Source organism: Banduia mediterranea (genome assembly GCF_031846245.1).
Lineage (GTDB): Bacteria > Pseudomonadota > Gammaproteobacteria > Nevskiales > Nevskiaceae > Banduia > Banduia mediterranea.
This window is the reverse complement of record NZ_JAVRIC010000009.1, coordinates 67,124-80,099: the sequence shown is the minus strand read 5'-3', so window position 1 is coordinate 80,099 and position 12,976 is coordinate 67,124. Positions and strand designations below refer to the sequence as shown.

11 protein-coding genes are annotated in these 12,976 nt (G+C 64.2%); 3 read left to right on the top strand and 8 right to left on the bottom strand.

The genetic code is table 11. The features are described 5' to 3' along the window. The first annotated feature begins 30 nt into the window (after window positions 1–30). Complete coding sequence (locus tag RM530_RS08320; protein ID WP_311364762.1) at window positions 31–1,377, top strand: short-chain fatty acid transporter; 1,347 nt, start codon at window positions 31–33, stop codon at window positions 1,375–1,377. A gap of 21 nt (window positions 1,378–1,398) precedes the next feature. Here the strand turns inward: RM530_RS08320 and RM530_RS08315 are convergent, their stop codons facing one another. From RM530_RS08315 to RM530_RS08280, 8 genes are all read right to left on the bottom strand, one after another. Further along, window positions 1,399–1,848, bottom strand: coding sequence for a CoA-binding protein (locus tag RM530_RS08315; RefSeq protein ID WP_311364761.1), 450 nt, complete (start codon window positions 1,846–1,848; stop codon window positions 1,399–1,401). A 60-nt stretch (window positions 1,849–1,908) separates the two neighbouring features. Continuing rightward, window positions 1,909–2,718 (bottom strand): IclR family transcriptional regulator, encoded by an 810-nt coding sequence (locus RM530_RS08310; protein ID WP_311364760.1) that lies wholly within the window; start codon window positions 2,716–2,718, stop codon window positions 1,909–1,911. 22 nt (window positions 2,719–2,740) lie between these two features. Next, complete coding sequence (locus tag RM530_RS08305) at window positions 2,741–3,964, bottom strand: acyl-CoA dehydrogenase family protein (protein WP_311364759.1); 1,224 nt, start codon at window positions 3,962–3,964, stop codon at window positions 2,741–2,743. Between the two features lie 21 nt (window positions 3,965–3,985). Further along, window positions 3,986–5,044, bottom strand: a complete 1,059-nt coding sequence (locus tag RM530_RS08300) for a phosphotransferase family protein (protein ID WP_311364758.1) — start codon at window positions 5,042–5,044, stop codon at window positions 3,986–3,988. 16 nt (window positions 5,045–5,060) lie between these two features. Continuing rightward, window positions 5,061–6,059 (bottom strand): NADP-dependent oxidoreductase, encoded by a 999-nt coding sequence (locus RM530_RS08295; RefSeq protein ID WP_349256201.1) that lies wholly within the window; start codon window positions 6,057–6,059, stop codon window positions 5,061–5,063. 16 nt (window positions 6,060–6,075) lie between these two features. Then, window positions 6,076–6,852 carry an SDR family oxidoreductase gene (locus RM530_RS08290; RefSeq protein WP_311364756.1) on the bottom strand — a complete coding sequence of 259 codons (777 nt, stop codon included), beginning with the start codon at window positions 6,850–6,852 and terminating at the stop codon, window positions 6,076–6,078. 61 nt (window positions 6,853–6,913) lie between these two features. Continuing rightward, window positions 6,914–8,092: an acetyl-CoA C-acyltransferase gene (locus RM530_RS08285; RefSeq protein ID WP_311364755.1), complete on the bottom strand. Its 1,179-nt coding sequence runs from the start codon at window positions 8,090–8,092 to the stop codon at window positions 6,914–6,916. Window positions 8,093–8,109: 17 nt separating this feature from the next. Then, entirely contained in the window at window positions 8,110–10,200 is a 2,091-nt protein-coding gene (locus RM530_RS08280) for a 3-hydroxyacyl-CoA dehydrogenase NAD-binding domain-containing protein (protein WP_311364754.1), read from the bottom strand. Between the two features lie 258 nt (window positions 10,201–10,458). On the opposite strand from RM530_RS08280, the gene RM530_RS08275 reads away from it, so the two are divergent. Both RM530_RS08275 and RM530_RS08270 read left to right on the top strand, forming a co-directional pair. Continuing rightward, entirely contained in the window at window positions 10,459–12,081 is a 1,623-nt protein-coding gene (locus RM530_RS08275) for a 3-(methylthio)propionyl-CoA ligase (RefSeq protein WP_311364753.1), read from the top strand. Next, entirely contained in the window at window positions 12,078–12,758 is a 681-nt protein-coding gene (locus tag RM530_RS08270; RefSeq protein WP_311364752.1) for a glutathione S-transferase family protein, read from the top strand. Before RM530_RS08275 ends, RM530_RS08270 begins: the two co-directional genes overlap by 4 nt. Window positions 12,759–12,976 lie beyond the last annotated feature (218 nt).

Sequence of the window (12,976 nt, the reverse complement as noted above, 5' to 3'; positions counted from 1 at the left end):
CACAACAACAGAACCGCTGGAGGAGCATTCGTGTTGAACCGCTTGATCACCGCCATTGTCCGTGTGTTCGAACGATGGCTGCCCGATTCCTTCGTGATCGCCGTGCTGCTTACACTGCTGACGTTCGCGCTGGCGATCGGGCTGACGGACACCACGCTGATCGGCGCGGTCGAAGCCTGGGGCGACGGCTTCTGGAATCTGCTCGCGTTCACCAACCAGATCGCGCTGACGCTGTTGCTCGGCTACGCGCTGGCGAGCACGCGACCGGTCAATGCGCTGCTGCTGCACACCGCCGGCCTGGTGCGTTCGGCGCGCATGGCTTATATCACGGTATGCCTGCTGACCGGTCTGATCGCGCTGCTGTCCTGGTCGACCGCGCTGGTTGCCGCCGGGATCATGTCGCGCGCGGTCGGCGAAGCCTGTCGCCGGCGAGGCATTCGCGTGCACTATCCGCTACTGGTGGCGTCGGCGTTTTCCGGATTCGTGGTCTGGCATCAGGGCATCTCGGCATCGATCAGTCTGACGATCGCCACACCGGGCCATTTCCTTGAGGAGCAGATTGGCGTCATCCCCGCCTCGGAGACGCTGTTTTCCCTTTGGAATCTGCTGACCGTGGCGGTGCTCCTGCTGAGCCTGCCGGTGCTCATGGCCCTGCTGCACCCCCGCGATCCGGCGCAGATCGCGGAAATTCCGGACCACCTGAGGCGCGAGACGCAGCCGGGCCCAGACACCGATGGCGAAACCACGGCGACGGCCACACCGGCACTGCGCCTCGAACGCTCGCGTCTGCTCGCCGCTGCGATTGCCGCGCTCGGGCTGATCTATCTGTACATCCACTACATCGCACGCGGCGACGGGCTGACGCTCAATCTGATGAACTTCAGCCTGCTGACGGTGGGGATACTTTGCGCCGGAAACCTTGATCGCTATGCCCGCATCACGGTGGCTGGCGGCCGCATCGCCGCGCCGTTTCTGGTTCAGTACCCGTTCTATGCGGGCATCGCGGGGCTGATCGCCAGTTCCGGCCTGGGCGCCATGCTGGTAGCTGCTTGCGCCTCGGTGGCGGATGCCGACAGCCTGCCGCTGTTCGCCTTCTTCAGCGGCGGCCTGCTCAACATCTTCATTCCTTCGGGCGGTGCCCAATGGGCGGTCCAGGGGCCGATCATGATGACGGTGGCGGACCAGATCGGCGCCTCGCTATCGGCCACCGCGATGGCGGTGTCGCTGGGTGACGAATGGACCAACCTCATCCAGCCGCTGATCATGCTGCCGGTGCTGACCCTGGCCCGGGTCAGCGCACGGTCCGTGATGGGCTATTCGTTCGTGGCGCTGCTGTGGTCGGGCCTGATCTTTGTGGTGTCGCTCAGCGCGATCTGAAGTGCGTCGACGCGCCGGGCCTCATCGAGCAGCGGCGGCGAAGCGGCGATGCTCCACCATCAGGCAACGATCCTGCACCACGTCGATTCCGGCATCCGCCAGCCGCCGCGCGACGGCATCGTTGCGAATCCCGAGCTGCATCCACACTGCGCGTGGACGCTTGAGCAGGATGTCATCGACATGCGCATCGATATCCGCCGGCCGACGAAAGATGTTGACCAGATCGACGTCCTGCGGAATGTCTGCCAGCCGGCGGTTGACCGGCTCACCCAGTATCTGCTCGACTTCGGGGTAATAGACCGGCACCGGGATCACCCTCAGCCCCGCCTCCACCAAGTACTTTGGCACATAGAAGGCCGCCTGTCCGGCTTGCGCTTCGGTCTTGATACCGAGCACGGCGATGCTTCGGATCCCGGCCAGCAGGCGGTCCATACCGCCCTCGTCTTCGATCAGGTGCTTGTTCGCGTTCATGAGCCCAGCCTGCCGCAGCGCCCGACGCCATGCAAACCGGATCCGCTGCCAGGACAAGGTTCAGAAGCGGCCGCCCAGCGTCGAGATGATCTGATCGCGCATCTGCAACAGGCGCGGCCCGATGTCCTGCACGATGCGCTTTCTAGTCATGGCGTACAGCGGACCACTGCAGTTGATCGCGAAGATGCGCGAAGCGTCCTGCGATACCAGTGGCACGCCGGCGGCGTAAACCTGCGGGCGCCATTCGCCCAGCGAAAAGACGAAACCGTAGCGCTGATAGTCCGCGCAGGCCTGATCGATGCCCGCGCGCGCACGCGCCCAGTCTGCGCCGTGAGAATGCGTTTGCAGCCGGCGAATCGCCTGCTCCCGCTCGGACGCTGGCAGGGCGGCCAGATAGGCTCGGCCGAGTGCGGTGGTGCAGTGCGGAACACGCTGGCCAACATCACGCTTGAGCAGGAAGTTCTCGTTGCCGTGGCAGACCTCGACCACGACCATGTGCGTCTGATCCGGCGTGCCCAGCAATACCGTCGCCTCGAACGCCTCGGCCAGCGCCTGCATCAACGGCCGCGCCACCTCGCGAACGCTCTGGTTGGCCAGATAGGCATGACCGAGCGCGAGCACGCCGACACCCAGCGAGTACTTTTCCAGCGTCTCCGAATAGTCCAGATAACCCAGTTCGGTCAGCGTGTGGGTCAGGCGCGATACGGTGGGTTTCGGCAAGCCGGTGCGCGCGGCGATGTCGCGATTGCCAAGGTACTTGTCACCGCCTTTCCAGCAGCGCAGCACCGACAAGCCACGCGCCAGCGCGGTCACGAATTGACGGTCCTTGCTACCCGCTGTGTCGGGCCGTTCGGCGTAGTCGTCAGGCATATTCTTGTCTTTCGGCCTGGGCTCAGCGCGGCAACTGCGCACGCAGCTCGAGCTTGGCGATCTGATTGCGATGCACCTCGTCCGGGCCATCGGCGAAACGCAGACTGCGCGCACTGGTATAGGCATAGGCCAGCGGGAAGTCGTCCGACATTGCGGCTGCGCCGTGGACCTGCATCGCCCAGTCGATGACCTGACAGGCCATGTTCGGCGCGGCCACCTTGATCATGCCGATCTGCTTGAGCGCGGCCTTGTTGCCCACCGTGTCCATCATCCAGGCGGCATTGAGCGTGAGAAGGCGTGCCTGATCGATCAGGATGCGCGCGTCGGCAATACGTTCCATCGTCACCGATTGCTCGGCCACCAGCCGCCCGAAGGCCTTGCGTTGCGAGGCACGCCGGCACATCAACTGCAAGGCGCGTTCGGCCAGACCGATCAGGCGCATGCAGTGATGAATCCGGCCCGGCCCGAGCCGGCCCTGGGCGATCTCGAATCCGCGCCCCTCGCCCAGCAATATATTGGACGCGGGCACGCGCACATCGTCGAACTCGATCTCGGCGTGGCCGTGCGGCGCGTCGTCGTAGCCAAACACCGGCAGGTGACGCAGGATTTTCAGGCCTGGCGCGTCCATCGGTACCAGAATCATGGATTGCTGGCGGTGCCGGTCGGCATTGTCCGGATCGGACTTGCCCATGAAGATCGCAACCTTGCAGCGCGGATCATTGGCGCCAGAGGTCCACCACTTGCGCCCCTTGAGGATGTAGTCGTCTCCATCCCTCGTAATACGCGCTTCGATATTGGTGGCATCGCTGGAGGCCACGGCCGGTTCGGTCATCGCGAAACAAGAGCGAATCTCGCCGGCCAGCAGCGGCTTGAGCCAGCGTTCCTGCTGTTGCGGCGAGCCGTAGCGCGCCAGCACTTCCATGTTGCCGGTATCCGGCGCGCTGCAATTGAAGACTTCCGGTGCGATCGGCGACCGCCCCATCAATTCCGCCAGCGGCGCGTATTCCAGATTGCTGAGCCCGGCTCCGTCCCCGGATTCGGGCAGGAACAGGTTCCACAGACCGGCCGCCCGCGCCTTCTCCTTGAGGGTTTCGACGACAGCGGTCGGCACCCAGGCGTTGCCGGCCTGACGATTGGCTGCGACCTCCGCAAAGAAATCGGCCTCGGCCGGGAACACGTGCTCGTCCATGAAGCGGCTGACACGTTCGCGGTACTGCTGACAGCGCTCGGAATAGGCGAAGTCCATTGAAATCTCCTGGGTGGTCGTTCAGCCGCCGACACGGCGGGCTTGTTGCCAGGCCAGTTCGGCCAGCGGCCGTGCCGCCTTCCCCATTTCCACGGCCTTGGCGCTGGAGGCGTTGCCCTGTTCGGCGCGCTTGGCCACGCCCTGCAAAATCGAGGCGAGGCGGAACATGTTGAAGGCGACGTAGTAATCCAGATCGGCGATACCGCCACTGCGACCGGTGCGTGCGCAATACCGCGCAACGTATTCGGCCTCGCCAGGAATCCCGAGCGCCTTGAGGTCGGCGCCGGCCAGGCCGCGCATCAGCTCGGCTGGAATCCGCCAGGTCATCAGGTGATAGGCGAAGTCCACCAAGGGATGACCGAGTGTCGACAGCTCCCAGTCGAGCACCGCCAGAACGCGCGGCTCCTGCGGGTGGAACATCAGGTTGTCGAGCCGAAAGTCGCCGTGAACGATGCTGCTGGCGTCGTCGTCCGGACGGTGCTTGGGCAGCCATTCGATGAGCTTGTGCATGGCCTCGATCGGCTGGGTTTCGGCGGCCAGGTACTGCTTGGACCAGCGCCCGATCTGGCGTTCCATGTAAGCGCCGGTCTTGCCGTAGTCGCCGAGACCGCGCGCTTCGTAGTCGACCTGGTGCAGCGCGGCGATGACGCGGTTCATTTCGTCGAACACTGCGGTGCGCTGATCGCTGCCGAGGTCCTGTAGCCGCGGGTCCCACCAGATGCGCCCTTCGACGTACTGCATCAGATAGAACATGGTGCCGATGACGGAATCGTCCTCACACAGCGCCAGCATCTTCGCCACCGGCACGGCGCTGTCCTCGAGCGCGCGCATCACCCGGAATTCGCGATCCACCGCATGCGCGGATGGCAGCAGCGGGCCCGGTGGCTTGCGTCGCAGCACCATGCGCTCGCCGCCCATCGTCACTCGATAGGTCGGATTGGACTGCCCGCCTTCGAACCGTTCGACGCTGAGCTCGCCCTTGAGGCCGAGTTCGCGCTCGATGTAGGCGTGCAGGTTGGATTCGTCGAAGCGGTGTGCCTCGCGCACCGGCGTGCTGGGGACACGGCTGGATTGGGTCATCGCCGCCTTTCTCCGTTCAGATCAGCTTGATCAGCTGTTTGCCGAAGTTGGCGCCGTGCAGCAGGCCGATGAATTCGGCCGGTGCCTTTTCGAGCCCTTCGGTGATGCGCTCGCGATACTTGATCCGTCCGGCCGCCACCAGTTCGCCGAGTTCACGCAACGCGTCGGCCCAGTGCTCCAGATGTTCGCTGACGATGAAGCCCTGCATCCTGGCGCGCATCGTCAGAATGATCGGCAGATTCCTGATCGGATACAGCGCGCCGCTGTCGTAACTGGAAATCCAGCCGCAGACCGGTATCCGCGCGAACGGATTGAGGCGCCGAATCACCGTGTCGAATATCTCGCCGCCGACGTTCTCGAAGTACACGTCGATACCGTCCGGCGTGGCCGCCTTGAGTCGGGCATAGAGATCACCGGCCTTGTAGTCGAGGCAGGCGTCAAAGCCGAGTTCCTCGGTCACGTAACGACATTTTTCCGGGCCGCCGGCAATGCCGACCGCGCGGCAACCGCGCGCCTTGGCGAGTTGGCCCACCACGCCGCCGACCGCTCCGGCCGCCGAGGACACCACCACGGTTTCGCCGGCCTTGGGTTCGCCGATCGTCATCAGGCCGATCCAGGCGGTCACGCCCGGCATGCCCACCGCGCCCAGGAACACGGACAGCGGCAAGCCTGGCGGCAACTTGCGCAAGCTGTTCCCGGCCTGAGCCGAAACCAGCTGCCAACCACCCATACCGACGACGCGATCACCCGCTTCGAGCCCGTCGAATTTCGAGTCGATGACCTCGCCCACGGTGCCGCCGATCATCACCTCGTCCAGCGGCTGCGGATCGGCATAGCTCTTGGCGTCATTCAGGCGCCCACGCATATAGGGGTCCAGTGACAGGTAGTGATTGCGCACCAACACCTGGCCGTCGCTAATCTCAGGCACGGCGGCGTCGACGATGCGGAAGCTGTCTTCGCTGACGGCGCCCTGCGGACGCGAGACCAGCAGAATCTGGCGATTGCTGTTCGGGATCGGCGTCATTCAATTCTCAGATTGCGGAGGCGCCGCCATCAACCGCGATGGCCTGGCCAGTGATATGCGCGGACGCACCGGAGGCCAGCAGCACGGCAAGACCCTTGAGATCCTCATTGCCGCCGATGCGGCCGGTGGGTGTCAGCTCAAGAATCATCTTCTCGCTGTTCTCGATCAGCTTGTCGGCCATCTTGCTATGGAAGAAGCCCGGGCAGATCGCGTTGACGGTAACACCATGCTGGCCCCATTCCGCCGCCAGCGCGCGCGTCAGATTGACCACGCCGCCCTTGGTCGTGTTATAGGCCAGGGTGCGCTGAATCTGGTGCGGATTGCCGAGCAAGCCGGCGATCGAGGCCACATTGATGATGCGCCCCTGTTTGCGCGGCAACATCGAGCGCTGGCCCACTTCCTGGGTGATGCGGAACAGACCGGTCAGGTTCAGGTCCACGACCTTCTGCCAGGCCTCCAGCGGATGATCCTCGGCGTTGGCGCCCCAGGTGGTACCGGCGTTGTTCACCAGCACATCGATCTGCCCATAGCGCTGCATCACCGCATCGACGATGCCGACGATGGTGTCGAACTTCGAAAGATCACCGACCACCGTCAGCACTTCGATGCCCATGCCTTCGAGATGCGCCTTGGCCTCTTCGAGTTCGGCGGGCTTGCGCGCGGTAATGGCGAGCCTGGCCCCCATTTCGCCGAGTGCCTCGGCCATCTGTAGGCCCAGGCCGCGCGAGCCGCCGGTGATGACGGCGACCTTGCCGCTCAGGTCGAGTAGTTGTTTGACGCTCATGGGAAGGGTCTCCGAATTGTGGGATTTGATATGGCTTGGGATCGGCGCATTGCTCGTGGCACTACACCACTTCGAACAGGCCGGCCGCCCCCATTCCGCCGCCGATGCACATCGTCACCACCACATGCTTGGCGCCGCGACGCTTGCCCTCGATCAGTGCGTGCCCGACCAGACGCGCGCCGGTCATGCCATAGGGATGGCCCACCGCGATCGAGCCGCCGTTGACGTTGAGCCTGTCCATCGGGATACCCAACTGGTCGGCGCAGTACAGAACCTGCACCGCGAACGCCTCATTGAGTTCCCAGAGGTCGATGTCATCCACCGTGAGGCCGGCGCGCCTGAGCAGCTTGGGCACGGCGAACACCGGACCGATACCCATTTCATCGGGTTCGCAGCCGGCCACGGCAAAGCCGCGAAACACGCCCAGGGGCTTGATGTTGCGGGCGGCGGCGGTAGCCGCGTCCATCACCACGGCGGCGGAGGCGCCGTCCGAGAACTGGCTGGCGTTGCCGGCCGAAATCACGCCGCCCGGCAAGGCTGGACGCAGCTTGGAGACGACCTCCAGCACGGTGTCGCCGCGTATGCCTTCATCGGCCGCGGCGGTGACGTCGCGCGTGCCGAGCTGACCGGTCTTCTTGTCGGCGACCGCCATGCGCGTGCTCAGCGGCACGATCTCGTCGTCGAACTTTCCGGCCTCACGCGCGGCGGCGGCGAGTTGCTGGCTGCGCACGCCGTACTCGTCCTGCCGTTCGCGGCTGATGCCGTAACGCTGGGCCACGGTCTCGGCAGTCTGCAGCATCGACCAGTAGATTTCCGGCTTATGTTCGCCGAGCCAGTTCTCCACGAGCATGTGACGATTGATGCGGTTCTGCACGCAGGAGATCGACTCGACGCCGCCCGCGACGTAGGTTTCACCTTCGCCGGCAATGATGCGCTGCGCCGCCATGGCGATGGTCTGCAGGCCGGACGAGCAGAAACGATTGACGGTGGCGCCGGCCACCGACACCGGCAAGCCTGCGCGCAAGGCGATCTGACGCGCGATGTTGGAGCCGGTGGCGGACTCCGGATACCCGCAGCCGAACAGCACATCCTCGATTTCGGCCGGGTCGACCCCGGCACGCTCGACGGCGTGCTGCGTCACATGGCCGCCCAGGGTGGCGCCGTGAGTCATGTTGAACGCGCCTTTCCAGCTCCTGCTCAGGGCGGTACGCGCGGTGGAAACGATCAGGGCTTCTTTCATGGCTGAAGGGTCCGGGCTCAGTTGAAGGTTCCGCCGTCGGCGGCGAGCTTTTCGATCAAGGGAGCAGGCGTCCAGAACGCGCGATCACCGTGGGCGCTGGCGGCGTAGCCGCGCATGCTGCGGGCCACGTTGTAGAGGCCCAGGCTGTCCGCGTAGTGCATGGGGCCGCCGCGCAGCGCGGGGAAGCCGTAGCCACTGAGATAGACCACATCGAGATCGGACGCGCGTGCGGCAATCCCTTCTTCCAGTAGCCGTGCGCCCTCGTTGACCAGTGCCAGCACGCAGCGCGAAACGATTTCCTCATCGCTGAGCGCGCGTGGAGTAATGCCCAGTTCGCGCCGGTGCGAGTCGATCAAGGCCGTCACCTCGGCATCGGGAATCGCGTCACGCCGGCCCGGTTCGTAGCGATACCAACCCTTGCCGACCTTCTGGCCGAAGCGGCCGAGTTCACACAGGCGATCGGCCAGCTTGGGATAGAACATCTCCGGCCGCTCGACGTAGCGCCGCTTGCGGATCGACCAGCCGATGTCATTGCCGGCCAGATCGCCGACACGGAACGGCCCCATGGCCATGCCGAAACGCTCCATCGCCTTGTCGACCTGCTGCGGGCTCGCACCTTCCTCCACCAGAAACAGCGCCTCGCGCACATAGGGTTCGAGCATGCGATTGCCGATGAAACCGTCGCAGACCCCGGACACCACGGCGGTCTTGCCGATCTTCTTGCCCAGCGCCATGACCGTGGCCAGGGCGTCCTTGGCGGTGGCCTTGCCGCGCACCACTTCCAGCAACTTCATGACGTTGGCCGGCGAGAAGAAATGCATGCCCAACACATCGGCCGGCCGCCGGGTGAATCCAGCGATCCGGTCCACATCCAGCGTGGAAGTATTCGAAGCCAGGATCGCGCCGGGCTTGGCGATCGCATCCAGCACTTCGAACACCTGCTGCTTGACCCCGATCTCCTCGAACACCGCTTCGATGATCAAATCGCAGTCCGCCAGCGCCTCCATCGACAGGGACGGCGTGAGCAAGGCCATGCGTGTATCGAGCTTGTCCTGGCTGAGCTTGCCCTTCTTCAGCGAGCGCTCGTAGTTGCCACGCATCGTCGCCACGCCGCGATCCAGCGCGTCCTGCTTCTGCTCGACGAGGGTGACGGGGATGCCGGCGTTGAGAAAATTCATGCTGATGCCGCCGCCCATGGTGCCGGCGCCGATCACGCCCAGCTTGTCGATGCGGCGCAGCGGCGTGTCCGACGGTACATCCGGAATCTTGCTGGCCGCGCGTTCGCTGAAGAACGCGTGACGCAGCGCCTTGGATTCCTCGCCGTTCATCAGCAAGGTGAACTGCTCGCACTCGAAACGCAGACCTTCGTCGAACGGCTTGCTGGTCGACGCGGCCACGCATTCCAGGCAGGCCATCGGCGCCGGATAAGCTCCGGCCATGGCGCGCACATTGAGTCTGGCGATGTCGAGAAAGGCCTCGGCATCGGCGTGCACGAGCTTGCGGTCGCGCACCAGCACCGGCACTTCGCCGGCGGCGAGACGGTCCGCGATCAATTGGCTGGCGGCCGCCACCGCGCCGGATTCGACCACGGCGTCGAACAACTCGGTCTGCGCCAGTTTGGCGGCCGGCACCGGCGTGCCGGAAACGATCATGTTCAGCGCCAGCTCCAGGCCCACGACGCGCGGCAGTCGCTGCGTGCCGCCACCACCCGGCAGCAGGCCCAGCTTCACTTCCGGCAGCGCGATCACCGACTTGCCGGTGGCGACGCGGTAGTGACAGGCCAGCGCCAGCTCCAGGCCGCCGCCCATGGCGGTGCCTTCGATCGCGGCGACGACAGGTTTGGCGGATCGCTCGATCGCCGCGATGAGGTCGTGCAGGCTCGGTGCGGCTTCCATCTTCGGCGTGTTGAACTCGCGAATATCCGCGCCGCCCGAGAAATGCCCGCCGCTACCGGTGATCACGACCGCCTTGATTTCGGCGTCCGCAAGCGCGCGATCCAGCGCTTCCATCACGCCCGTTCGTACCGCCTGGGCCAAGCCATTCACTGGCGGGTTCTGCATCACAAGGACGGCGCACGGCCCCTCGATACGGTACTCAACTGCGGACATGCTCGCTCCTCTCAAAAGTCGGAAATCCTCGCACCACGAGCTTTCAGGGACGGTCGCGGATTCGGCAAAGACTTATTTTGTTTCGCTGTGCGAAATACTGTTTCGTTTTTATGGAAGCCGATGCTATCGTCGCCCCTCATCGATGTAAAGAAATGAGCGATGCCGAATCCTTGCGAATTCGGGCTTGCGTATCGGTCATGACAATTCCGGATGCTAGCGCTGACCGAACGCTTCAACGCATGCCGCTAAGGAGACGAAATGAATGGCCTGATGATGGACATGCCGCTGAATATCGCGGCACTGCTGAAACATGCCGCACGCTGGCATGGCAATGCCGCAATCGAATCACGACTCACCGAGGGTGGCTTTCACAGCAGCAATTGGAGCGAAGTCGAACAACGCTCGCGCCAGCTTGCCAAGGCCTTGCTGGCGCTGGGCGTGAACGAATCCGACCGCATCGCCACGCTGGCCTGGAACAATTACCGGCACGTGGAGTTGTATTACGCGATCTCCGGCACCGGCGCGATCTGTCACACCATCAATCCGCGCCTGTTCGCCGAACAGATCGCCTTCATCGTGGACCATGCCGAAGACCGGCTGCTGTTCGTGGATCTCACGTTCCTGCCGCTGGTCGAAAAGCTCTACGGGCAGTTCAAGTGCCAGCCGCGTGTGGTGCTGATGACCGATCGAGCGCACATGCCGGACACCGCGCTGGACGTGCTCTGCTACGAGGAACTGCTGGCCGCGCAGGACGGCGACTACGCCTGGCCGGAACTCGACGAACGGCTCGCCTCCTCGCTGTGCTACACCTCGGGCACCACCGGCAATCCCAAGGGCGTGCTGTATTCGCATCGCTCCACCGTGCTGCATGCGCTTGCCACCTGCGTGCCGGATGTATTGGGACTCAAGGCCACGGACACGCTATGTCCAGTGGTGCCGATGTTCCACGTCAACGCCTGGGGTATTCCATACGCGGCGCCCATCGTCGGCAACCGGTTGGCGATGCCGGGCCCGGGACTGGACGGCAAGAGCCTCTATGAATTCTTCGAGCAAACCGGCACCACCGCCAGTTCGGGCGTGCCGACAATCTGGTTCGGTCTGCTCAACCATGTGCGTGAGCACGGGCTCAAGTTCTCCACGCTGAAGAAGATCACGGTCGGCGGCTCGGCCGCGCCGGCGTCGATGATTCGCGAGTTTCAGGAGGTCTACGGCGTCGAGGTGATGCATGCCTGGGGCATGACCGAGACCAGTCCGGTCGGCACCGCGGGCTCGCTCAAATATTCGCAGCGCAATCTGTCGACCGAGGACAAGCTGGCGATTCAATGCAAGCAGGGCCGCCCGCTGTTCGGTGTTGACTGCCGCATCGCCGGCCCCGACAACGAAGCCCTGCCGCACGATGGCAACTCCTCCGGAAATCTTCAGATTCGCGGCCATTGGGTCACCAGCGGCTATTTCCGCAAGCCGGACGACCAATCCGTGCGCGACGGATGGTTCACCACCGGCGATGTCGCCAACTTCGACGCCGAGGGTTTCATGCAGATCACCGACCGCAGCAAGGACGTGATCAAGAGCGGTGGCGAATGGATCAGTTCGATCGAACTCGAGAACATCGCGATCGGCCATCCGGATGTGCTGGAAGCGGCGGCCATCGCTGTCAAGCATCCGAAATGGGACGAACGCCCGCTGCTGGTGGTGATCCGCAAACCGGATTCCGACCTCGACCGCGACCGGATGCTGGCCTGGTTCGAAGGCAAGATCGCCAAGTGGTGGATGCCGGACGACGTGGTGTTCGCCGAAGACCTGCCGCATACCGCGACCGGAAAATTGATGAAGCTCAAGCTGCGTGAGCAGTACGCCGACTACAGGCTGCCCAGCGCATGAGCACCCCTGCCCCCACGCTGTGCCTGCGTGGCTTCGCCACCAGCAACTACCACAACAAGATCGCCCTGGCCCTGCTGGAAAAAGGCATCGACTACGACGAGCAGCGCTGCTTCCCGTGGCTGGAGCCGGCGGCCTACGCCGACTCGCCGATCGGCAAGGTGCCGTTCCTGATCACACCACAGGGCAGCATCAGCGAATCGCAAGCCATTCTGGAATATCTGGACGATCAGTATCCGCAAGCGCCGCTGTATAGCGCAGATCCGTTCACGCGCGCCAAGCAGCGCGAGGCGATCCAGTTCTGCGAACTCTATGTGGAATGGGTGGCGCGGCGGCTCTACCCGGCCGCGTTCTTCCGCGCGCCGCGTTCGGAGAGCCAGGAGCGTGAAGTGCGGCAACAGCTCGATGTGAACCTGCCGGCTCTGGCCCGACTGCTGAGCTTCGCACCGTTTGCCGTGGGTACGGAATTGAGCGCCGTGGATTGCGCCGTCTGGCCGCACCTGAACCTGGTGAAGCGCTGCTGCCTCGCGATCTGGAACGAGGATCTCGTCGGCGCGGCGATCCCGCAGTTCGACGACTACAACCGAGCGATGGCCTCACGCGCATCGGTAAAGCAGATTTGCGAGCAGGCGGCTGCGGATCAGGGCGCCTTCTTCTCGGCCATCGCTCAGAAAAAATAGTCAGAAGAGCCTCTTTCGAAATTCCAGAACAAGCCTGATTTTCTCACCGGCGATGTCCGACGCAGACTTCGGACTTGGTGGAGCGACTCAACGCCGATCAAATGCTGCGATGGGTCACCTAGCCCCCGGCGTCGGACCCCGTCCACACCCTCCGCGCGCGATGGCGCCGGGTTCACCGTGCCCGCCAAACCGAGACATGGACTCTTCTTGACCACATC

What these genes read in the sequence shown, in the direction of transcription:
- RM530_RS08315 (WP_311364761.1), bottom strand. Translation starts at nt 1,848, where the DNA reads ATGAACGCGAACAAGCACCTGATCGAAGACGAGGGCGGTATGGACCGC.
- RM530_RS08310 (WP_311364760.1), bottom strand. Translation starts at nt 2,718, where the DNA reads ATGCCTGACGACTACGCCGAACGGCCCGACACAGCGGGTAGCAAGGAC.
- RM530_RS08305 (WP_311364759.1), bottom strand. Translation starts at nt 3,964, where the DNA reads ATGGACTTCGCCTATTCCGAGCGCTGTCAGCAGTACCGCGAACGTGTC.
- RM530_RS08300 (WP_311364758.1), bottom strand. Translation starts at nt 5,044, where the DNA reads ATGACCCAATCCAGCCGTGTCCCCAGCACGCCGGTGCGCGAGGCACAC.
- RM530_RS08290 (WP_311364756.1), bottom strand. Translation starts at nt 6,852, where the DNA reads ATGAGCGTCAAACAACTACTCGACCTGAGCGGCAAGGTCGCCGTCATC.
- RM530_RS08285 (WP_311364755.1), bottom strand. Translation starts at nt 8,092, where the DNA reads ATGAAAGAAGCCCTGATCGTTTCCACCGCGCGTACCGCCCTGAGCAGG.
- RM530_RS08280 (WP_311364754.1), bottom strand. Translation starts at nt 10,200, where the DNA reads ATGTCCGCAGTTGAGTACCGTATCGAGGGGCCGTGCGCCGTCCTTGTG.
- RM530_RS08275 (WP_311364753.1), top strand. Translation starts at nt 10,459, where the DNA reads ATGAATGGCCTGATGATGGACATGCCGCTGAATATCGCGGCACTGCTG.
- RM530_RS08270 (WP_311364752.1), top strand. Translation starts at nt 12,078, where the DNA reads ATGAGCACCCCTGCCCCCACGCTGTGCCTGCGTGGCTTCGCCACCAGC.